Consider the following 23,200-nt stretch of genomic DNA (forward strand, 5'->3'; position numbering starts at 1 on the left):
AAATAATATAACGATGAATGTTTTAAATTTAATTGGAAGAAACCGAGAGCTTTTTACTGATGATATTAATCGACACGAAAAGGAATTGGCATCTATCGTATCCCAATCAAAGTTCTTAGTTATTGGTGGTGCGGGATCAATAGGGCAGGCGGTTACCAAAGAAATTTTTAAACGAAATCCTCAAAAACTTCATGTGGTTGATATCAGTGAAAATAACATGGTGGAACTGGTACGGGACATTAGAAGTTCTTTAGGCTATATCAACGGTGACTTTCAAACATTTGCCTTGGATATAGGGTCTATCGAGTACGATGCTTTTATTGAAGCGGATGGTGATTATGACTATGTATTAAACCTATCTGCATTGAAGCATGTACGTAGTGAGAAAGATCCTTATACCTTGATGCGTATGATAGATGTCAATGTTTTTAATACCGACAAAACTATCCAACAATCCATTCAGAAAGGAACAAAGAAATATTTCTGCGTCTCGACGGATAAGGCAGCCAATCCTGTTAATATGATGGGTGCGTCCAAGCGTATTATGGAAATGTTTCTCATGCGAAGAAGCGAAGAAATCAGTATATCAACTGCCCGTTTTGCTAATGTAGCCTTTTCCGATGGATCCTTATTGCATGGCTTTAATCAGCGTATACAAAAGCAGCAGCCTATTGTAGCGCCCAATGATATCAAGCGTTATTTTGTTATTCCGAAAGAATCCGGTGAGCTTTGTCTGATGTCTTGCCTCTTAGGTGAAAATAGGGATATTTTCTTTCCAAAGCTAAGTGAAAGTTTACATCTGATTACGTTTGCAGATATTGCGGTGAAATATTTAGAAGGCCTGGGTTTTGAACCGGTATTATGTAGTACAGAAGAGGAGGCAAGGACTTTAGTAGACACCTTACCTAAGCAAAAGAAATGGCCATGCCTCTTTACGGGTAGTGATACCACCGGTGAGAAAGACTTTGAGGAGTTTTTTACCGAGAAGGAAATCTTGGATATGGACCGCTTTGTAAACCTGGGAGTTATCAAAAATGACCTATACGTCGAACAAGAGAAAATAGAACGCTTTAGCCAGGCGATCAAAGAAATGCGAGTAGCTAGGAAGTGGACTAAGGAGCAAATAGTAGACTTGTTTTTCCAAATGATTCCTGATTTTGGACACAAAGAAACAGGTAAATACCTCGATGCGAAAATGTAACGATGAGAAATTTCGAACACACCGTCAATTTTATTCGAGAAACCTATAAGTCGAAGGATTTTATTCCCCTGCATGAGCCGCGGTTTAGAGGTAACGAGAAAAAATATCTTTTGGATACCATTGATTCAACCTTCGTTTCTTCCGTTGGTGCCTATGTCGATCGTTTCGAAGAGATGATGCAACAGATAACCGGTACCAAAAAAGTAGTTGCTGTGGTCAACGGCACATCTGCTTTACAGGTGGCTTTGCGGCTAGCGGGGGTAAAACAAGGGAATGAAGTGATTACGCAGGCACTTACCTTTATAGCCACAGCCAATGCGATTGCATACAATGGGGCCATTCCGGTATTTGTCGATGTTGACATAGATACCATGGGCTTATCTCCACGAGCCTTGAATCAGTTTTTAGAGGAATATGGAGATCTTCGGGAGGATGGTTGCTATAATAAGCAAACAGGAAGAAAGATAGCGGCCTGTTTGCCAATGCATACGTTTGGTTTTCCCGTACATCTGGATGAGTTATTAGGCGTTTGCGACAAATGGAATATCCCGATAGTGGAAGATGCAGCGGAATCGCTCGGTAGCACCTATAAGGGTAAAGTAACAGGTGCTTTCGGTCATTTAGGAATTTTCTCCTTCAATGGGAACAAAACGGTTACTTGTGGTGGTGGTGGCGCCATTGTCACAAATGATATTTCGTTGGGCGAGTTAGGGAAATATTTGACAACGACTGCTAAAAAGCCACATCCTTATGAGTTTTTCCACGACGAACTCGGTTACAACTTTCGAATGCCGAATTTGAATGCGGCACTTGCCTGTGCTCAGCTGGAACAATTGGAAGGCTTTATAGCAGCAAAGCGAGCATTGGCAGAAGACTATAAATCCTTTTTTGCTACGGAAAACATAAAATTTCGAACAGAGCTTGAAAATACAAAAGCCAATTATTGGCTGATGTGCGTTGAATTGGAAAGTAGAGTGGAACGAGAAGCCTTTTTGAGAGCGACAAATGATCAAAAAGTAATGACGCGTCCCATTTGGCAGCTGATGTTCCGTTTACCGATGTATGCTAATTGCCAGCGAGATGAACAAAAGAATGCTGTTTTCCTTGAGGATCGGATTGTAAACATACCAAGCAGTGTTATTTAGTTGAAAATGGAAAAAGAGCGTGTTTTAATTATAGCCGAAGCAGGTGTCAACCACAATGGTGAGATAGAAAAAGCCTTTCAACTCATTGATGCGGCAGTTGATGCAGGGGTTGATTATGTCAAGTTCCAAACTTTTAAGGCAGAAACTATTGTGAGTCCGAAAGCAAAAAAAGCGGCTTACCAGGAAAGAAATATAGGTGATGGAGATGATTCTCAGTTTAATATGTTGAAAAAACTGGAGTTGAGTGATGCGGACCATCAACAATTAATGCAATATGCTAAAGACAAAGGAATTGCATTCTTCTCCACCGCTTTCGATGTGGATGGCGTTCAGTATTTAAATCAACTTGGCTTAGATCGATTTAAAGTACCCAGTGGCGAGATTACCAATTATCCCTACTTAAGGGCTATTGCACAAATGGGTAAACCCATTATCCTTTCAACCGGGATGGCAAGTTTAGGTGAAATCGAAGCAGCACTGACAGTTTTAACCACATTTGGCGCTAAACTTGATAATATTACGGTATTGCACTGCAATACTGAATATCCGACTCCAATGGAGGATGTGAATTTAAAAGCGATGCACACAATTGCCGTGGCTTTTGACGTGCAGGTTGGCTACTCCGATCATACTCTGGGAATCGAAGTTCCTATAGCAGCCGTTGCTTTGGGAGCTACGGTAATAGAGAAGCACTTTACCTTGGATAGAAATTTGCCGGGCCCTGATCATAAAGCGTCGCTAGAGCCTCAGGAGTTGAAAGCCATGGTACAAGCGATACGTAATATTGAGCAAGCCGTAGCAGGATCCGGAAGAAAAGTTCCCAGCAATAGTGAACGTAAGAATATAGCGGTTGCACGCAAAAGTGTTCATCTGAGAAGGGATATGAAGGCGGGCGAGACTATCAGAGAAGAAGACATCATAGCCTTACGTCCCGGAGACGGTATTTCGTCAATGGACTGGGAGAAAATCATAGGTAGAGCTTTAGCTAACAATAAAGAGGCTTTTGATAAGCTAAATTGGAATGATTTATCATGAGATTAGGTGTGCTAACAAGTTCCCGTGCCGATTTCGGCATTTATCTTCCACTGCTTGAGCGAGTGCAGAAGGATCCTTTCTTTGATCTTGAAGTCATTGCTTTTGGTACCCATTTATCGAAATATCATGGCTATACCTTAGCCCGGATTTACGAGTACGGCTTTGAGCAGGTAAAAACAGTTAGTTCGCTGTTGACCAATGATGACGAAAATGCCATTGCTACCGCTTATGGTTTAACCTGCTTAAAATTCGCTGACTTTTGGTCTGCAAATAAATATGATTTGGTACTCTGCTTGGGCGACCGCTATGAAATGTCGGCCGCCGTTCAAGCCGGAATACCTTTTAACATTAAATTTGCCCACTTTCATGGTGGTGAAACAACCCTTGGTGCGATTGACAATATCTATCGTCATCAAATTACCTTAGCTTCAAAATTACATTTTACGGCAGCAGAACCCTTTTCAAAGCGTATAGGACAGATCTTGGGCACGGAAGAGGGGGTGCACTGTGTAGGTTCACTAAGTTTAGATGGTATAAAGGCTATGCCAATCATTTCCGAAAATGAATTTAGAAATAGGTATAATATTCATGGAGACTTTTTATTGATCACCTTTCATCCTGAAACGGTTTCTAAAAATAGGAACCATCTCTACGCAGAAGAGATGATTAAAGCGTTGGCACACCTTACAGATCAAAGTAATTTGGTAATCACGATGCCAAACGCAGATACGATGGGCTCAATCTTTCGGGAAGCATTGATTAAATTCCAAAGGAATCATTTAGAACGTGTTCAATTGATCGAGAATTTTGGTAAGGAGAATTACTTCGCGGCCATGCGCTACTGCAAATGTCTGTTAGGAAACACATCCAGTGGAATAATTGAGGCCGCTTCTTTTGGAAAGTTCGTTGTTAATGTGGGTGACCGACAAAAGGGAAGGGCGCAAAGCGCAAATACCATCAATTGCTCTTTTAACGCTCAAGATATAGCGCATGCCATGAACTTGGCTTTGGAAAAAGGGGACTATAACGGCACTAATATATATTATCGAGACCATGCCGTTGAGCAGGTGATCGATATTCTCAAAACATATCCCTATGAGAAACTATAGAGATCATTTAATATTAAGTGGTTCCAGCATTAAATCGACATTGATCCAATTGGATGTTTTAGCCAGCGATGCGATTATGTTCGTAGTAAATGAGCATGATCAACTTATCGGCTCTTTAACTGATGGCGATGTAAGGCGGGGTTTAATAAAAGGCTATTCGATTGATCAACCAGTCGATGATATTATCCAGCCAAATCCCAAGTATATAAAGAAAGGCGATGCGGATATAGAACGTATCATTAGCTATCGGGAAGGGAGTTTTAGAATTCTACCGATTGTTGATAGTGAAAACAAGATCGTTAATGTTATTAATTTTAGAGAAGTTCGCTCCTATCTTCCGGTTGATGCAGTCATTATGGCGGGTGGCAGAGGCCAACGGTTAAAACCATTAACAGATATCACACCTAAGCCCTTATTGAAGGTGGGAGATAAGCCGATTATGGAACATAATTTATACCGTCTGACGCTTTACGGTATTGACGATTTTTGGATATCGGTTAAGTATCTAGGGGAGCAGATCGAATCCTATTTTGGGAACGGTAAAGATAGGAATGTCAATATTCAATATATTTGGGAAAACGAACCCTTGGGAACGATAGGAGCAGTTTCCAAAATTACAAATTTTGTGCACGATTATGTTTTGGTTACTAACTCTGATATATTGACCAATCTTGATTATGAACACTTTTTCTTAGATTTTTTGAAGCAAGATGCTGACTTCTCCGTAGTAACTATACCCTACAATGTGGATGTCCCTTATGCTGTATTGGAAACCGAGGAAGGCATTGTCCGTAATTTTAAGGAGAAACCTACTTATACATATTATTCCAACGGGGGAATTTATCTTATGAAAAAGGAAATGCTTAGATATCTCCCAAAGGAAACTTTCTTTAATACGACGGATTTGATGGAAACACTAATAAAAGAAAATCGGAAGGTTGTCTCTTATCCACTCGTTGGCTATTGGTTAGATGTCGGAAAGCATGAGGATTTTGAGAAGGCGCAAAAGGACATTAAACACATAAAATTATGACGCATATCTTAAAAAACGGATTGTTATGTGATTATGATGAACTGGGACTAATAAAAATTTTGCACTTGCGTATGCGAAATTTTTTTCGATTAAGCTCATCGGAAATGAAATTAATAAGAGAAAAGCATTCAGATGTTCTAGACAGGTTGCAGAAATGTTTTTGTAAAGTTGACAATAAGTATTACCAAAATAGGGACAAAACTTTTTTTTCGACCAATCATTCTGGACAATATCTTGCTTATTTGTATTTCTATTCTTTAGAGTTCTCTCTGTTAGGACATGAATTAAAGGAAAAATTTTACTATCTAAATAAAATTCTACATTCCGTTGATATTTATTCGGAAGTACGGTTGCCAGAGGTTTTTTTCTTTGAACATCCTTTGGGAATGGTCCTCGGAAGAGCAAATTATGGCGATAACTTCTTCGCAATGCAAGGTTGTACCGTCGGTGGTAATAAAGGGAAATATCCCATTATAGGGAATAATGTCAAGATGTTCTCTAATGCAAAAATAGTAGGGAACTGTATAGTTGGCAACAACGTGTGGATTTCTGCAAACACTTATTTGAAAGACTGTAATGTGCCTGCAAACACAATTGTTTTTGGACAATCTCCAAATTTAATATTTAAAGAGTTAAAGCAATGAAAGGTTTAGTAACAATTTGTGCAAGGGGAGGGTCCAAGGGAATCCCAGGTAAAAATATCAAAATTATTAATAATAAGCCATTGATTGCCTATTCGGTTGAAATGGCTGAAAGACTTAGAAAACACTATGATTTAGATATATTTTTGTCTACGGATTCTGATGAAATAAAGTCTATTGTCTTGGATTTGAAATTGCCTTCGGTTAACCTAAGTTACGAAAGACCAGAATTTTTAGCGAGTGATAACGCTGGTAAATTAGATGCTATCATTGATGTAACAAACTATGCTGAAAAATTAATGAAATGCTCTTATGATTTTGTCGCCGATTTGGACGTAACTTCGCCATTAAGAACAGTAGAGGATCTGACCACGGCAATTAAGACCTTATTTAATGACCATAACGCTTTGAATTTATTTTCTGTAAGCCGAGCAAATAGAAATCCATATTTTAACATGGTTGAGAAAAGATCAGATGGATATTATGGGCTTTGTAAGGAAGGGACATTTTTGACTCGGCAATCAGCACCTACCGTTTACGAGCTAAATGCGTCGTTTTATATATTTAAAAAAAAATTTTTCGACGGGAATTATAAAACCGTAATTACGGATCAAAGTTTAGTTTATGAAGTCCCACACATATGCTTCGATCTTGACCATCAAATTGATTTCGAGTTTATGGCTTTTCTATTAGAGAATAAGAAGTTAGACTTCGAGATCGGTAATTAAAGGACAAATATGAAAGTACTAATTATTGGCCTAGGCTCAATAGCAAAAAGGCATATTGACGCCTTGAAACGTTTAGATATTTCTGTTGAAATTTACGCTTTGAGAAGAGCTGATTCATCCGTAAGAAATGAGAGTGTAAATGGTGTATTTGAGATATTTTCAGAAACAGAAATTGAAATGAGTAGTATTGATTTCATTTTGATCTCGAATCCAACTTCTGCGCATTTTGATACAATAGGGAAAATATTGAAATATAATAAACCCCTTTTTATTGAAAAGCCTCTTTTTTCAACGATAAGCGAGAGAACAGAAGAGTTGGTCAATGATTTGCAAAAGGAGGGAATTGCATCTTATGTCGCTTGCAATTTACGATTTCTCGAATCGCTAATTGAGCTTAAGAAAATGCTAGTATATGCAAACATTAATGAAGTAAATGTTTACTGTGGTTCTTATTTGCCAAATTGGCGGCCAGGTATAGATTATAAAAATGTCTATAGCGCGAGAAGGGAGCTAGGGGGGGGGGTTCATATAGATCTTATACATGAACTTGATTATGTGTATTGGTTATTTGGTCCTCCCGATATAACGAGATCATACTTTTCGAACAAATCATCTTTAAATATCTCAGCCAACGACTACGCTAATTACTTATGGATATATTCTCACTTTTCGGTTTCGATAATTTTAAATTACTATAGAAAAGATAGTAAGCGAACGGCGGAGGTTGTAACTGGGGATGGAACCTATTTAGTTGACCTCTTAGAAAACACAATAAAATTCAACGGTGTAGTCGTATTTGAGTCTGAGCAAAGCATTGAAGATACCTATTTTAGTCAGATGAAGTTCTTTATAGATAACATTTTACCAAATAAAGTGAGATTTAATGACGTTACTGAAGCAAACACAGTTTTAAAATTATGTATGCAGGATTGAAAAACAAGATAATTATCGTTACGGGTGCTGGAGGATTAATAGGAAGAGAAGCGCTAAAGCATTTAGCTGAACAAGGAGCGAATGTTATTGCAGTAGACCTAAACTATTTCGACTCTAAAGCGGATCTGTTTCTGACAAAAGATATTACTAGAGTTGAAGATATCAACAATTTAGTGCAGACTGTATTGGAGAAGTATGGGCGCATTGATGGTTTGGTAAATTTAGCCTATCCGAGAACTATGGACTGGGCTCTTAGATTTGAGGACATTCCTTATTCTTCTTGGCAAAAAAATATAGACATGCAAATGAATGCTGTATTTTATATCTGCCAGAAAGTCCTAGAAATAATGAAAGTACAAAGATATGGTTCAATAGTGAATATTGCCTCTATCTACGGCGTTGTAGGTAATGATTTTACATTGTATGAGGAGTATGGTGGGACTTCCCCTGCGGCTTATGCAGCTGTTAAAGGGGGAATAGTGAATTTTACCCGTTATATGGCTTCTTATTATGGAAAGTTTAATGTTCGGGTTAATTGCATGTCTCCGGGAGGGGTGCTAGATGAAAAAAATCAACATCCAACCTTCATAAAAAGGTATAGTGAAAAATCACCTCTTAAGAGGTTGGGTAATCCTTCTGAAATGGCTCCCGCTATTGCTTTCTTACTTTCTGATGATGCTAGCTACATTACTGGACACAATTTAATGGTAGACGGTGGTTGGACAGCTATATAACTCTGCAGATATAAGAATAGACTAATAACGTATAAAACAGTATTGTTTCATCAACCAAGAGCAGAATTAAAGAAAGTGAATGCTTAAAAAACTTTTTTCACATACGCTAATTTATGGATTAGCGCCACAAATTGTTAAGGTGGCCCAAGTCCTCGTGCTGCCACTTATTACTCCTTTTCTTTCTCCTAAAGATTATGGAGTATTCGGTATAATTACAGCCGTAGTAGGAGCAGTGTCCGTATTATCCACACTTGGATTAAATATTGCGTTAGCAAATAGTTTTACCAGATCGCCTAATCGTTACAAATGGTTATGGAGGCAAGTCTATGGGTTTTTAATTTTTTGGAATTATATCTATGCAATATTGATAGCATGTATTATTTTTTCTTTTATACCAGAAGAAGCTAAAGAAAACACCATTCCTATCTTGTCGCTTAATGTAATTCCTTTGATATTATTTGCACCATCTACCAATATTGGAAGTTTATATTATCAACTAAATCAAAAACCCTTCCAAATAGCCATGAGAAGTGTGTTGATTGGTTGCCTGACCGTTGGCTTAAATGTCTATTTTATAAAATATTTAAGAATGGGTTATATGGGATGGTTTTGGGCTAATGCCATTTCGCAAGTGGTTTACCAATTCAGCTATTTTATTCCACTTAATTACCATGAAGGTATTAAACCCATTTATAACTTTAAGAGAAAAACGTTAGTAAATCAACTGAAAGTATGCTTACCAACAATCCCGCATTTTTACAGCACATACTTACTGACCAGCTTCGATCGCGTCATTATGAAGTTTTTAGGGATCTCAGTTGACGGTATCGGTAAATATAATGCTGCTCAGGTACCAGGGAATCTTTTTGGGTCAGCGACATATGCTGCAAACCAAGCAATAAGCCCCTTGTTGTTAAATTCTTATAAAAGGGATGACAAGAATACTGAACGAAAATTGAACTTTGTGGTAGCGATTGTGTTTTTAGTTGCAACCTCTATTATATGTTTATTTCTAAAAGAGTTGTTACCATTGGTAATTAAAAGCAAAGGATTAGAAAATATCTACCCTATTTCGATAATCATTATTATGGCGTACAACTATAGGCCAATGTATATTGCTGCAAATAACAGACTGTTTTACGTTGAAAAAACGAAAGCTCTTCTAAAAGTTACCACCATTGCCGCATTCCTTAGCGTCGTATTAAATCTGTTGTTAATCTATTTCTACGGGAGTATGTCAGCAGCTGTCACACTATTCATATCTTTTATGTATATGGGTTATTCCGGATTTTTTATTAAAGAATTTAAAGAAAGTAAGGGAACTAACCACTATCCATTATTCTGGATGGGAATAACAGTCGCATTAACAATATTCGTGTATTTGGCTGTCGAATTTAGCTGGGTGTTGAAAATATGCATTGCTATCACTATTTTACTTGCTGGGCTAACAGGTATGTATTTAACATATAAAAAGCATGAAAATAGTAATCATTGATCATGAGCCTTTTTCCGAAAGAAAAAGACAGCATTATTATCTAGACCAGTTTCTTCAACACGGCGTGAATGTTGAATATTGGGATGTTAGTAAAGCACTTGATTATTCTAAGCACGTTCATTATTCCTATCAAAGTAATCATAGCGTTGTCAGAGTGTTTTGTGATTACCGCTCGTTGCTTCTGGCCATAAGTGAATTAGAGAATAAAACGACGGTTATAGTGTTGGAGATTTTTTTTAGGATAAGTACGTTTTCCTTGTTTAAGGCCATTGGTAAGCAAGGCTTAAAATGGAGTCGTATTAATTATTATCAAAATCCAGTTGCAGCCTTTGCAGACTTGCCAACCACGAGCCAACAACTAAGAAAAACGCTTGACGTGAAATTTCTATGGAATAAATTGAATTTGTTATACTTAAATAAAAATGCAGACGTCTCTCAACCAAATCTGCTATTTTTGACTGGAAATAGTAAGCCAGCAAACAATGTAAAAACAGTTTCCTTAGATTTTTTTGATGTAGAAGAGTATGAGTGTTTGTTATTACATGCAGAAAAGCCATTGGTAAATGGGCCTTACATAGTTTTTTTGGATGTGATGTTTGCAAGCCATCCAGATCTTAAGCGCTTAAATAAAAAAACAGTCAACGAGGACGTATACTATAGCAAAATGTGCTCTTTTTTTGATAACATAGAGAGGCTTTATAATAAGCCAATTATAATCGCAAGCCATCCAAAAGCAAATTATAATAATGAGTATGGTAATCGTATAGTTATAAAAGAAGCTACTGCCCGTTTAGTAAAGGATTCCGATTTGGTTATTACACATGGAAGTTTATCGATCAGTTATGCTCTTTTAGCACAAAAACCGCTTTTATACGTTTATTTTGAAGAAATGTTAAAAACCGAAACCCTCCGAGGATATTATAGACGGATGGAGAAAGCATGTGAAAAGCTAGGGGCGGGATTGTATAATATTGATTCGGAATTTAACCTCCTAAATGTACCAAAGGTTGACAATAGGAGATATAGAGCTTTTCTGGAAGAAGTGTACGTAAAGTCATCCAGTGATAGGCGTTCAAATTTTGAAATTATACTGGACAATTTATTGTCATTGTTGAATGAGTAGTTATTATACACAATATTGTGGAGCCAATAGAAATAAGGAAAAATGAATACTAAGAAGGTAGCTTTTTATTTAGGTGATTTTAAAAGGTCTGGAGGTACCGAACGAGCTTGTATTGCAGTTGCAAATGGGATAGGCGAATTTTCTGACCATCAGGTTTTCCTTATAACTACCAACAGTCAGGCAGAAGAGTCCTTCTTTGAGATCGGGCCTAAGGTCAATATTATTTATTTGAATATTAATAACTTGAAGGGTGAATACTTCCTTTTGGCGAAGCGATTGAAGTCTTCACTAAAGGAATATAAGATCGATATACTAATAGCTGTTGAAGTCATGTCAATCATCTTTCTACTTTCGGTATTTGTATCCAAAATCATAGGTATGACGGGGATTAAGTTATTTGTGTGGGAGCATTTTAACTTTACCGTTAGCCTCAATAAGAAAATGAGGGTTTATCTGAGAAAATTTGCTGCAAGATTTGCAGATACGATCATTGTTCTTACACAGAAAGACGTCGAATTATGGAAAACTAATCTAAAAGTTCGGGCCAAGATCATTAGTATCAATAACCCATCACCCTTTCCTATTTCTAATAATAAATATAAGGAAGAATCTACAACTGTAATTGCCGTTGGCCGTCTAAAATATCAAAAGGGTTTTGATCGACTATTGAAAATCTGGAGTGATTTTAAAAGAATACGGCCAAATGGATTGTGGAAATTGCAAATTATTGGCAGTGGCCCTGAAGCTGATAAACTGAAGGAGCAAAGCATGAGACTAGGTATTGGCAGTTCCGTCGAATGGATAGAGAATACTGCACACATCAAACGATACTATGAAAATGCTGCTTTTTTAGCAATGACGTCTCGTTTCGAAGGATTACCTATGACATTAATAGAAGCGCAATCGTTTGGATTGCCGATAATTGCCTACGACTGTTTAACAGGACCAGGGGAGGTTATTTCGAAAAAATCCGGATTCTTAATCAGGAATGGAGATGATGATGAATTTGTAGATAAATTATTGCTTTTAAGTCAAGATTCGTCCCTTAGAAATCGCTTCAGCTATTCAGCAAGGGAAGAGGTAACAAAGTTCTCTGTAAGAAACATTGTCATGCAATGGTTATCTTTGTTGGCAAAATAGTAAATGACGAATATGCGGGTAAGGAAATTGAATATTGATTTAAAACTAATAGGTATTATAGCGTTATCCTATTTGACATGTACGTTTCCATTGGCAGAATATATACAAGACCCGCTTGTTTTACAAGATGTCCAGCAAAATATTTACAATGTATCAAGAAGTTATTTTTTCCTAATCAATAAAGGTTATATAGATTTTTTTGACTATTTTAAAAGCCAGTGGTTATGGGCATATTGTGCGGTTTATTTCAGTGAACTTCTAGAATCGGAAGAACTTTATTTCATGATAATTGGAGGGATTAATTTTTTTGTTTATGCTTGTTTCATTTACAAAAACGTTAGGTTTAACACGATTTTTCTCCTGCTTCTGCCAATTCAGATAGTTTTCTTAATATACCAACCGAGATTAGCGTTTGGATGTAGTCTTTGGATCTTAGGTATTTTATCGTCGAACGTCAAAAGAAAGTATTTCTTATTTCTATTGTCCTTATTAGTTCACAACGCCATGTTTGTTATTGTTGGAAGTTATTTTGTCATTAATATGATAGCAACCTTAAAAGTTGCAAAATTCGAGACGCAAAAAAAGATAGCTTTGACGATACTTTTCTCCTTTTTGGTGAATTTTATAGTGGGCCCTTTGATTTCTGTTTTCACTAATCTTTTAGATAGAGGAGACTCGTCTAGGTACGAGGGCGATTCACTTTCAGCATCAGTTGTTTCGTCGGGCTTCTGGGGACTTATTGCAGTACTTTTTATTATAGATATTCTACGGACGGAAAAAGTAAATATCTATAAGCTTTTCGCTATATTTTTTACCTTATTCCCTGTATTTTCTTTCTTATTTAGTTCAGGCTATCCGTATCGATTTTTAACCGTAGGCATGCCTTTTGTAGTGATAGGTATTTTTAGAACCTCTAGAACTAGAAAAAAAATGCTGCTATTGATGTACATACTTTTTGGATTATATACCTCGCTAAGTTTTTACAAGTTTTAGGCAGATTTGTTTATAGATAATGACAAAGAATAACGACAAAATTTTACGAGTACTTCATGTTGTTACAATTATGAATTTAGGCGGCATAGAGACCTTTTTAATGACTCTCTATCGTAATTTGGATTATAACATTATACAGTTCGATTTTTTAGTTCATAGAGAGGAGGAAGGCTTTTTCGATGAAGAAATAAAGAAACTTGGTGGTAAAATATTTCATATTAGAAGTTTAAATCCAAGGTTTTATTTTGAATATAGGAAGCAACTGAAAAGTATTCTTCAAGCAAATCACTACAACATAATTCATTCCCACCTGAATGCCAATAGTTCGATCATTTTGAGAATTGCCAAAGAAATGGGAATTAAATGTAGAATAGCACATGGCCATAGTGATACAACGACACGGGGTTTGAAAGGAATGCTGAAACTAGTTAATAAGTTGTTTATTAATAATGTGTCAACTCATCGGTTTGCTTGTTCAGATCGGGCAGGTAAATGGCTTTTCGGAGAAAATGTAGATTTTAAGGTGATTAAAAATGCAATCGACACTTCTAAGTTTCGTTTTAATAATGACAAACGAAGATCAATAAGGATTGAGTTTGGTTTTAATGACAATACAATTGTGATTGGTAATGTGGCCCGATTTAATTTTTTAAAGAACCATGCCTTTATAATGGATGTTTTTGCCGCGGTTGTTACGAAATATTCTGATAGTAAACTTCTGTTGTTAGGAGATGGGGAATTGTTGGAGGAAGTCAAAAATAAGACTTTTAGACTAGGGCTGGAGGATAAAGTGATTTTTGCAGGTGCTGTTGGAAATGCTAACGAATACCTGAATGCAATGGATGTTTTTCTGTTTCCTTCACTATTTGAGGGCTTAGGGATTGTCGCTATAGAGGCGCAAACAAATGGATTACCGGTGGTGATGAATTATACACTTCCTCAAGAGCTCGATATTACGCCATTGGCGCATCGCCTATCTTTAAGTGCTCCATTGGAGGAATGGGCTGATGCGATTTGGAAAGTAGCCACTAATAAAACTGATAGAACAGTATGGCAACCAAACGTTACTGAGAAAGGATACGATGTACAAGAAAATGTTAAATTACTAACTTCTTTTTATCAGAAAGCTACAATAGATAGTAATTAAGATAACAACGCTAATGAAAGACACCATATATAAAATTGCACCTCATTTTATTCAAAACTTGATGATTTCTATATTTAACTACAAGGCCTATAAAGTGAGATATGGAGGGAACTATTGGAAATACAGAGAAGAAATAAAAGAAAGATCTGCTATGGGTCTTGATCAGTTACGGGAATATCAAAAAAAACGATACCAAATACTTGTTGAACATGCGATTAAGAGTTCAAATTTTTACAAAAGAACTGTCAGCTCTATAGCAGGAGCCGCTAACATAGATAATATTCGCCAGCTTCCGATAATCACCAAAGAAATTTTACGGCGAAGTATTGAAGAGGTTTACACCGTTTCAAAAAATAAAGGAGTGGTTTCAAAAACTGGGGGCACAACAGGTAAGTCCTTGGAGGTTATCTTCACTAAAGATAACATGCAAGAAAGATTCGCTATGTTAGACGACTTTAGGGCTAGATTCGGATACGAATTAGGTAAAAGAACTGCGTGGTTTTCGGGAAAGGATTTGCTTACTGCCGGTGACATAAAAAAGAAAAGATTTTGGAAAACGGATATTTTTCACAAAGTGCGTTACTATTCAACATTTCATATCAGAGAGGATTATTTGAAGCATTATGTTGATGATCTGACCAAATTTTCACCTGAATATCTGGTGGGATTTCCGTCCAGTATTATGGAAGTAGCTAAGTATGGGTTAGCGAATAAGTTTAGTTTTCCTGCTCAAACTGTAAAGGCCATTTTTCCAACAGCCGAAACCATTACACATGAGATGCGGGAAGTGATAGAAACTTTTTTTAAAACGAAGATGTATGATCAATATGCATCCTCTGAAGGAGCTCCTTTCATTTTTGAGTGCGCACGAGGAAATTTGCATTTGGAATTGCAAAGCGGCGTTTTTGAAGTATTGGATGAAAATAATCAACCGACAAATTCGGGTCGTTTAGTGCTGACTTCTTTTACAACCGATGGTACACCGCTTATCCGTTATGACATCGGTGACTCGATTTCATTGGCGGACGAGGGTAAAACGTGTAGTTGCGGCAATCATAATCCCTTGGTTATAGAAGTTCTAGGTAGAATTGATGACTACATATATTCACCGGAAAATGGAAAGATTAATTTGGGAAATGTTTCCAATACATTAAAAGATACAAAAGGTATTGTTCGATTTCAAGCAGTGCAAGACGAGTTAAATAAAATTCAGTTGTTTGTTGTAAAGGACAACATAACTTTTGACAAACTAAGTGAAGCAAAATTTATTAAAAACTGGCGGGATCGCATCGGTGATGCTATGGAATTGAAAATCGAGTATGTTGATAAGATTCCTGTAGAAAAAAGTGGTAAGTTTAGAATAGTCAAAAACAACATTAAACATTTGATATTATGAAGGTAAAAACTGTGAAAAAGCTCATAGCTGTAACGCTTTTAATACAATTTATTTTTCTTTACGTTTTTAGTGTAGACGTATACGGCCAGGGAAATGCCAAGAATAAAAAATATGTTAAGGTAGTAGATTTTCTACCCACTAATCATGTAAAAAACGCTTCTGTAGACTATACAGTCGTTTTACAGTCGGTGCTAGATAAGTATTCTAATGTTATCTTCCCATCGTTTCCTATCCTTATAAACGATAAAGGGTTAAAACTGTCTTCTAATAGTCATTTGAAGTTCGAAACAGGGGGCGGGTTAGTGCTAAATTCTACGGCTAATTCTAGGTATTCAATGTTGGATATAGAAGACGTCGAGAATGTTCGTGTCTCTAACGCAACTCTTATTGGTGATCGAAAAACGCATAAGGGAACTCAAGGAGAATGGGGGATGGGTGTATATATTAAAGGTGCGAAAAACGTGTTGCTAGAAAACATAAATATTTCTGAGGTATGGGGTGACGGTATAGATATCTACAAAAGTTCAAAACAAAACTCCAGTAATGTGACTATTAGAAATGTCATTATAAAAAGAGCAAGAAGAAATGGTATAACGATTGGGAGTGGTCTAAACATCAAAATTGAAAATTGTCAAATTTCGACAATTGATGGAACTCTACCGATGGCAGGTATATGTGTTGAACCAAATGATGGTAAAGACTATATGGGTAAAGTTCAAATTTCAAATGTGTCTACAGAAAACTGTAGTGCAGGTTTACATATAGCGTTGTTGCGGTATCCATCCGAGCAGGATAAGCTGGTAGATATTAATATAAGCGGATTACAAAGTAAGAATGATAATCATGGGTTATTGGTTGGAGACTTCTTCCGTGTGCAGCAGTATGGTGTAAAAACAAAAAAGTTAAAGGGACGAGTTGTTTTCACAAACATTTCTATAACCGATAGTAAGAAAGACCCTATTAAATATTTCAACAGTAAAGCAGGGTACGAGTATGGGCCAAAATTTGTTTTTGATGGAATTCAAATTAAAAATAAAAATTTTCAGAGGGCCAGGATACAGAGTATTACAAATCAGCTAAATAGTCGGGGCTTTGATACGAAAACTTTTAATAGAAAATAGACATTATTTTAGGCCATTCCCTAATTTGTAGTTTTTTTATAAGATTTATTGTTTTTCTGATCGTTTTTATTTAACTAAGCCCCGTAGATGCCAAAAAAAATCCTGATTCGTCTAACAACTGTACCTATCTCTTTGAAAACGCTTCTTAAGGGACAGCATCGATTTATGTCAAACAATGGTTGGGAAGTGGTTGGTGTTTCTTCGGAAGGGCCAGAACTGGAAGATGTACGGGACAGCGAAGGCATAAGAGTAGTGTCTCTAGAAATGACCCGCATAATATCTCCTTTAAAAGATATAAAATCACTTTATAATTTTTATAAACTTTGCAAAAAAGAAAAGCCAATTATAGTACATTCGCATACGCCTAAAGCGGGAATAGTGGGCATGCTTGCGGCAAAGCTTGCAGGGGTGCCTTTACGCCTTCACACCGTTGCAGGCTTACCACTGATGGAAGCAAGGGGAGTCAAAAGAAAGGTGTTAAATGCAGTTGAGCGGTTAACGTATGCTTGTGCCACCAATGTGTATCCCAATTCAAAAGGGCTTTATGAGTTCATCTTGAAAGAGAGGCTTGGTAAGCCTTCCAAGCTAAAAGTGATCGCTAACGGTAGTTCGAATGGAATTGACACGGGTCACTTCTCCCTAGCAAATTTCTCTGAAGCGCAATGCGAGCAGTTACGAAATGAATGGAAGATAAGTAAAGACGATTTTGTTTTTATTTTTGTTGGGCGTCTTGTTGGGGATAAAGGGATTAACGAATTGATCAAAGCATTTGGCGAGCTCGAGCATGGTTTGGCTCAGGGTTTCAAAACAGTTAAGCTTCTCTTGGTTGGCGATTTTGAATCGGCTCTCGATCCATTGCTGCCCGCTACTTTGGACGAGATACGAAGAAATTCGGACATCGTTTCCGTTGGTTTTCAAAATGATGTCCGACCTTTTTTCGCGATTTCAGACTGCTTGGTTTTTCCTTCTTATCGCGAAGGTTTTCCGAACGTCGTTATGCAGGCTGGTGCAATGAGGCTACCTAGCATCGTCTCCAATATCAACGGGTGCAATGAAATAATTGAAGAAGGTGTAAACGGTACAATTGTTCCAGTGAAAAGCGTTTCGCGCTTGACAGTTGCCATGCAGAAAATGATAGAAGATAAGGAATACTACCTGCACCTGAAATCGAAAGCCCGTGAAATGATTGTTAATCGATACGAACAACAGGTCGTTTGGGAGGCTTTATTAAACGAGTATAGACGATTGGAAAAGCAAATGTATAACAGAAAGCAATAGATCGTTAGCAGTAAGATGTATTACAAAAATATAATCAAGCGTATAATCGACTTCGTATTGGCATTAACCGGCTTTGCCGTTCTCTCACCTGTTTTCTTCACGGTAGCTGTTTTTCTCTTTTTCGCAAACCAAGGAAAAGCCTTTTTTCTGCAACCGCGTCCCGGTAAAAATGGTCGAATTTTTAAGGTCATTAAGTTCAAAACCATGAACGATCGAAAAGACAAGGAGGGCAATCTTTTACCCGATGCAGAACGTTTAACAGCCATTGGTAGTGTCGTTCGTAAAACATCTTTGGATGAAATTCCGCAGTTGCTTAATGTAATTAAGGGGGATATGAGCTTAGTGGGGCCGCGCCCACTATTGGTTGAGTATCTACCGCTCTATAATGCGGAGCAAAAAAGAAGACATGAAGTGCGACCCGGTATCACGGGCTGGGCACAGGTAAATGGACGAAATGCAATTTCCTGGCAGCAGAAATTTGTCTATGACGTCTGGTATGTCGATAATCTGTCTTTCTCACTGGATCTAAAGATTATTTGGATCACAATCATGAAGGTATTTAAGCGCGAAGGGATTAGCGCGGAGGGACATGTCACGGTAGAGCGTTTCCAAGGAAACGGGAATTGATTATTTTTACAGTATGCAAGAGGTTTATCTAATAGGAGCAAGTGGCCATGCCAAAGTAATCGCGGAAGTTTTATTAGAAGATGACAAGTATATTAAAGGAATCTTCGAAAAAAATGAAGCCATTCTACGGCTTTGGGACTATCGAGTCTTGCCTCAACCGGAAGCAGGTACCTGGCCAAGGGATGCTCCTTACGTCATCGCCGTTGGGAGTAATCGTATCAGAAAATATGTTGCCGAAACCTTTCAGAATGAACTGACTTTCAGTAAAGCGATCCATCCGAGATCAATTATATCGAATCGGGTTTCGATTGGTGAAGGGACGGTTGTCATGGCGGGTGTTACGATTAATACGGAGACGTTGGTAGGTAAGCATGTTATCTTGAATACGAATTGCTCGGTTGATCACGAATGTGTATTAGCTGATTATGTGCACATTTCCCCTGGTGTTTCCTTGGCAGGGGATGTGCAGGTTGGTGAGGGAACACATATTGGTATCGGTGCATCGGTTATTCAGGGGGTTCGGATCGGCAAGTGGTGTACCATTGGTGCCGGGGCAGTCGTAATACGCGATGTTCCGGATTATGCGGTAGTAGTAGGCAGCCCTGGCCGGATTATAAAATATAACCAAGCTTGATTAGACTAGCCTTACGGACAATGACCGAAGTAAGTACGCAAAGAAAAATAATACAAAGTATATAAAGAGAATGAACGAAAAAATATGGCTCTCTTCTCCTCATATGGGAGAAATGGAGCAACAATATGTCAAACAAGCTTTTGATACCAACTGGATTGCGCCACTAGGGCCACATGTAGATGGCTTCGAGGGAGATTTGGTAGCTTTTACCAAAACAGGACACGCAGCAGCCTTAAGTGCTGGCACAGCAGCCCTACATTTGGCGCTAATTTTATTAAATGTGAGCGCGGGGGATGAAGTGATTTGCCAGTCGATGACCTTCTCCGCTTCCGCTAATCCAATTGTATACCAAGGGGCGGTTCCTATCTTTATAGATAGCGAAAGGGATACTTGGAATATGGATCCCGAGCTGCTACGAGAAGCAATCGAAGATCGTTTATCCAAAGGTAAAAAGCCAAAAGCCATCATCCCTGTACATTTATACGGTATGCCGGCTAAGATGAAGGAAATTATGGCTATAGCAGAAGAGTTTGCTATACCTGTAATCGAGGATGCCGCAGAAGCGCTAGGATCTACCTTAGACGGAAAGGCAATGGGTACTTTTGGGACACTTGGTGTGCTGTCATTCAATGGGAATAAAATTATTACAACTTCAGGAGGCGGCGCATTAATTTCGGATAACGAAGGCTATATTAAGAAAGCACGCTTTTTAGCTACACAGGCTAGAGACGCAGCACCTCATTACGAACATAGCCATATCGGCTATAATTACCGTATGAGTAACGTATGTGCGGCCATCGGAAGAGGGCAAATGGGAGTGTTGTCTACGCGCGTGACACAGAGAAGAAGGAATTTCGATTACTATCGAGAACATTTAGGAAACATAGCGGGTCTTTCCTTCTTAGAAGAACCGGAAGGAATGATTTCCAATCGGTGGCTCTCTACCATTCTTATTGATCCAAAAGTGGCTGGTATAACAAGTGAGGACGTTAGAGTTCACTTAGAAAAGGACAATATCGAGTCTCGGCCGTTATGGAAACCCATGCATATGCAACCGGTCTTTAAAGACGCTGCCTATTACGGACAAGAAGTGTCTAGAGGGTTGTTTTCCAATGGATTGTGTTTGCCTTCGGGATCCAATCTGACAGAAAAAGATCTATCCCGAGTTGTGTCTCGAATGAAAGATTTATTACCATTGGGATAATATGTATAATATTGTATACATTTTTTGCCTACTTGCTAACAGAAAATGTATATTTATGAAGACAACGTTAAATGTTATAGATATCCACTTTGTTCACTATTTTTTAATCGATCCGATCTTTTTTCATTAAATTAACCTAATTTACGGCATTACTTTTGCTGGCACTACAGTGCGTTGTGGAGAATGCAATTGTGCAGTTTTGTGCAAAACACCCGGAATTAGGGATTGACTAGAGGGGGAACATCTAGTAATTTTGTAATCAATAGTTTTTGTACTTAGTAAACCATTGCATTGCTTGGCTTACAGTAAATTTTTTTATGTATTTTTGAAAACTAATTAATTGATTGGGTGTTAGTTGGTGTGGAGCTGCTAGATGCGCGGTAAACGTGAGTGAGCTGTTTGCATTGAGTGGAACAATATAAAAACTTAGCTAATGAGAAAAATTTTACTGGATAATAAGGTACTTCCAAGATGGATTATCTTTTTAATCGATTTGGTATTGGCCAGTTGGTCTTTTGTGTTAGCTTATTTTATCTCAGAAGAATTTAAATTTCCAGAAATCTTACGCGGTCATTTTTTCGTCTACACTAATCTCTATGTAGCTATTTGCGTTCCCGTTTTTTTTCTCTTTAAAGTGCATGTTGGCCTGATTCGTTATTCGAATATGCGGGATATGCTGCGCATATTTACGGCTATGCTTTCGGCAAGCGCGCTATACACGGTCGTTATTTTGATGTTGGTTGAACCTTATTTCAATATATATAGCTTACGAGTAAGAGAGGTACTGTTGATTAACTTTTTTATTGGCTCCACTTTATTGATTTTTTTACGTATTGCTGCAAAAGGCACCTTTCAGTATTTTCACGATAAATTATCTAAAAGAGATAAAATCCATGTATTGATCTACGGGTCGGACGACAAGGCCGTATTAGTAAAGCAGGCCTTAGAACGAAGTGCAACCTCGAAGTTCATAGTCGTGGGTTTTATAGATAAAGATCGGTCTAAACTGAACAGTCTAGTAGAGCAAAAGCGCGTATTTCATATCAAGGACCTGCCACGTTTGAAAGCTACCAAGAATGTAGATAAGCTTTTGCTATTAAATGACCGGTTGGATGAGCGGGATAAACAGGTGGTCATCGAACGTTGTTTACGGCTAGAAATTCAGGTGGTTACTGCGCCTACACCGGATAAGTGGTTGTCTGGAACCATCGGTGAGCTGCAGATCAAGAGCCTGCGGATTGAGGATTTATTACAACGCCCACCCATTGAAATTGATAATGCAAAAGTAAAGGCAGACTTATTTGACCGTAGGGTATTGGTAACGGGAGCAGCAGGATCCATCGGTTCAGAGATCGTTCGGCAAGTAATGAACTACCATCCGCGTGTGTTGATTTTATGTGATCAGGCAGAATCTCCTTTGCATGAAATACAATTAGAAGTAGAGGAATCTTTCCCTGATGTTCGTTGTGAGATTGTGATTGCCGATGTGCGTAATCAGCATCGCATGGAAAAGATGTTTAAGCACCTGCGTCCACAGGTTGTTTATCATGCGGCGGCCTATAAACATGTCCCCTTAATGGAAAATAATCCGTGTGAGGCGGTCCATACCAACGTAAAGGGTACGCGGATTGTAGCAGATTTATCGGTGCAGTATGGCGTTGAAAAATTTGTAATGGTGTCAACTGATAAAGCGGTGAACCCGACGAATGTAATGGGAAGTTCTAAGCGAATCGCAGAGATTTACACACAAAGCTTAAATAATGCAAGCTTTAATAAAAATACCCGCTTTATCACCACGCGTTTTGGCAATGTGCTAGGATCCAATGGCTCCGTTATACCTCGGTTTAGAGCTCAAATTGAGAAAGGAGGGCCTATCACAGTCACACATCCGGAGATTACCCGCTATTTTATGACCATTCCGGAGGCGGTACAGTTAGTGCTAGAAGCCGGTACTATGGGAAGGGGTGGTGAGATTTTTGTTTTTGATATGGGGAAGCCTGTTAAAATCGTCAACCTGGCAAGAAAAATGATCAAGCTAGCGGGATTGCAACCGGGTATTGATATTGATATTGTGTTTACTGGTTTAAGACCTGGCGAAAAGCTGTATGAGGAGTTATTGAATTCGGAAGAGTTGACATTACCTACGCATCACGAAAAGATCAGTATTGCACGCGTAATTAACCACGACTATGTGGACGCGTGTTTAGCCATAGATACCCTTTTGAGCTTGTCAAAAGAGGGAGATAACATGGCAGTAGTAAAGCAAATGAAAGCCATTGTGCCGGAATTTTTAAGTAAAAATTCACCTTACGAGGAGTTGGACGAAGAGCAAGAAGTTTTATAGAGTACTTGCTTTTATAGAGAGATCAGCAAAGCAAACACGTGAAAGAACTTTACATTTTTGTTGAGAGAAATTACAAAAATATAAAATTTTTGTATTATTTTTATTGCAATCAGCCGGTTCATAATAAGTATTAATTGAC

General features: G+C 38.0%; 20 protein-coding genes. All 20 read left to right on the plus strand.

The window, feature by feature from the left end:
• The first annotated feature begins 13 nt into the window (after positions 1–13).
• The 20 genes from FKG96_RS05930 (at position 14) to FKG96_RS06025 (ending at position 23,061) form a co-directional block, all read left to right on the plus strand.
• The gene (locus FKG96_RS05930) at positions 14–1,201 is read left to right on the plus strand and encodes a UDP-N-acetylglucosamine 4,6-dehydratase (RefSeq protein ID WP_149105218.1); all 1,188 of its coding nucleotides are present in this window, start codon (positions 14–16) and stop codon (positions 1,199–1,201) included.
• 2 nt (positions 1,202–1,203) lie between these two features.
• A complete protein-coding gene (locus FKG96_RS05935) occupies positions 1,204–2,346 on the plus strand; it encodes a LegC family aminotransferase (protein ID WP_149105219.1) in 1,143 nt (380 codons plus the stop codon).
• A 6-nt stretch (positions 2,347–2,352) separates the two neighbouring features.
• On the plus strand, positions 2,353–3,381 hold the full coding sequence (gene neuB / locus FKG96_RS05940; protein WP_149105220.1) for an N-acetylneuraminate synthase: 1,029 nt from the start codon (positions 2,353–2,355) through the stop codon (positions 3,379–3,381).
• The gene (gene neuC / locus FKG96_RS05945; RefSeq protein ID WP_149105221.1) at positions 3,378–4,490 is read left to right on the plus strand and encodes a UDP-N-acetylglucosamine 2-epimerase; all 1,113 of its coding nucleotides are present in this window, start codon (positions 3,378–3,380) and stop codon (positions 4,488–4,490) included. The genes neuB and neuC overlap by 4 nt, the downstream gene beginning before the upstream one ends.
• Positions 4,477–5,523, plus strand: coding sequence for a nucleotidyltransferase family protein (locus FKG96_RS05950; protein ID WP_149105222.1), 1,047 nt, complete (start codon positions 4,477–4,479; stop codon positions 5,521–5,523). Before neuC ends, FKG96_RS05950 begins: the two co-directional genes overlap by 14 nt.
• On the plus strand, positions 5,520–6,167 hold the full coding sequence (locus FKG96_RS05955; protein ID WP_149105223.1) for a transferase: 648 nt from the start codon (positions 5,520–5,522) through the stop codon (positions 6,165–6,167). The genes FKG96_RS05950 and FKG96_RS05955 overlap by 4 nt, the downstream gene beginning before the upstream one ends.
• The gene (locus FKG96_RS05960) at positions 6,164–6,892 is read left to right on the plus strand and encodes a cytidylyltransferase domain-containing protein (RefSeq protein ID WP_149105224.1); all 729 of its coding nucleotides are present in this window, start codon (positions 6,164–6,166) and stop codon (positions 6,890–6,892) included. Before FKG96_RS05955 ends, FKG96_RS05960 begins: the two co-directional genes overlap by 4 nt.
• A gap of 9 nt (positions 6,893–6,901) precedes the next feature.
• Positions 6,902–7,825 (plus strand): Gfo/Idh/MocA family protein, encoded by a 924-nt coding sequence (locus FKG96_RS05965; protein WP_149105225.1) that lies wholly within the window; start codon positions 6,902–6,904, stop codon positions 7,823–7,825.
• Positions 7,810–8,559 (plus strand): SDR family oxidoreductase, encoded by a 750-nt coding sequence (locus tag FKG96_RS05970; protein WP_149105226.1) that lies wholly within the window; start codon positions 7,810–7,812, stop codon positions 8,557–8,559. The genes FKG96_RS05965 and FKG96_RS05970 overlap by 16 nt, the downstream gene beginning before the upstream one ends.
• 79 nt (positions 8,560–8,638) lie before the next feature.
• Positions 8,639–10,054 (plus strand): lipopolysaccharide biosynthesis protein, encoded by a 1,416-nt coding sequence (locus tag FKG96_RS05975; protein ID WP_149105227.1) that lies wholly within the window; start codon positions 8,639–8,641, stop codon positions 10,052–10,054.
• Positions 10,035–11,177 carry a hypothetical protein gene (locus tag FKG96_RS05980; RefSeq protein ID WP_149105228.1) on the plus strand — a complete coding sequence of 381 codons (1,143 nt, stop codon included), beginning with the start codon at positions 10,035–10,037 and terminating at the stop codon, positions 11,175–11,177. Before FKG96_RS05975 ends, FKG96_RS05980 begins: the two co-directional genes overlap by 20 nt.
• Positions 11,178–11,219: 42 nt before the next feature.
• A complete protein-coding gene (locus tag FKG96_RS05985; RefSeq protein WP_149105229.1) occupies positions 11,220–12,317 on the plus strand; it encodes a glycosyltransferase family 4 protein in 1,098 nt (365 codons plus the stop codon).
• 1,012 nt (positions 12,318–13,329) lie between these two features.
• Entirely contained in the window at positions 13,330–14,457 is a 1,128-nt protein-coding gene (locus FKG96_RS05990) for a glycosyltransferase family 1 protein (protein ID WP_149105230.1), read from the plus strand.
• A gap of 13 nt (positions 14,458–14,470) precedes the next feature.
• Positions 14,471–15,853: a phenylacetate--CoA ligase family protein gene (locus FKG96_RS05995; protein WP_149105231.1), complete on the plus strand. Its 1,383-nt coding sequence runs from the start codon at positions 14,471–14,473 to the stop codon at positions 15,851–15,853.
• Positions 15,850–16,974, plus strand: a complete 1,125-nt coding sequence (locus FKG96_RS06000) for a right-handed parallel beta-helix repeat-containing protein (protein ID WP_149105232.1) — start codon at positions 15,850–15,852, stop codon at positions 16,972–16,974. Before FKG96_RS05995 ends, FKG96_RS06000 begins: the two co-directional genes overlap by 4 nt.
• An 87-nt stretch (positions 16,975–17,061) precedes the next feature.
• Positions 17,062–18,252 carry a glycosyltransferase family 4 protein gene (locus FKG96_RS06005; RefSeq protein WP_210421299.1) on the plus strand — a complete coding sequence of 397 codons (1,191 nt, stop codon included), beginning with the start codon at positions 17,062–17,064 and terminating at the stop codon, positions 18,250–18,252.
• Between the two features lie 15 nt (positions 18,253–18,267).
• Positions 18,268–18,879, plus strand: a complete 612-nt coding sequence (locus tag FKG96_RS06010) for a sugar transferase (protein ID WP_149105233.1) — start codon at positions 18,268–18,270, stop codon at positions 18,877–18,879.
• 13 nt (positions 18,880–18,892) lie between these two features.
• The gene (locus tag FKG96_RS06015) at positions 18,893–19,513 is read left to right on the plus strand and encodes an acetyltransferase (protein ID WP_149105234.1); all 621 of its coding nucleotides are present in this window, start codon (positions 18,893–18,895) and stop codon (positions 19,511–19,513) included.
• A 70-nt stretch (positions 19,514–19,583) separates the two neighbouring features.
• Complete coding sequence (locus FKG96_RS06020; RefSeq protein ID WP_149105235.1) at positions 19,584–20,717, plus strand: aminotransferase class I/II-fold pyridoxal phosphate-dependent enzyme; 1,134 nt, start codon at positions 19,584–19,586, stop codon at positions 20,715–20,717.
• A 433-nt stretch (positions 20,718–21,150) separates the two neighbouring features.
• Positions 21,151–23,061, plus strand: a complete 1,911-nt coding sequence (locus tag FKG96_RS06025; RefSeq protein WP_149105236.1) for a nucleoside-diphosphate sugar epimerase/dehydratase — start codon at positions 21,151–21,153, stop codon at positions 23,059–23,061.
• The last annotated feature ends 139 nt before the right edge of the window (positions 23,062–23,200 follow it).

Origin of the sequence: Olivibacter sp. LS-1 (assembly GCF_008245145.1) — a bacterium.
GTDB lineage: Bacteria > Bacteroidota > Bacteroidia > Sphingobacteriales > Sphingobacteriaceae > Olivibacter > Olivibacter oleidegradans.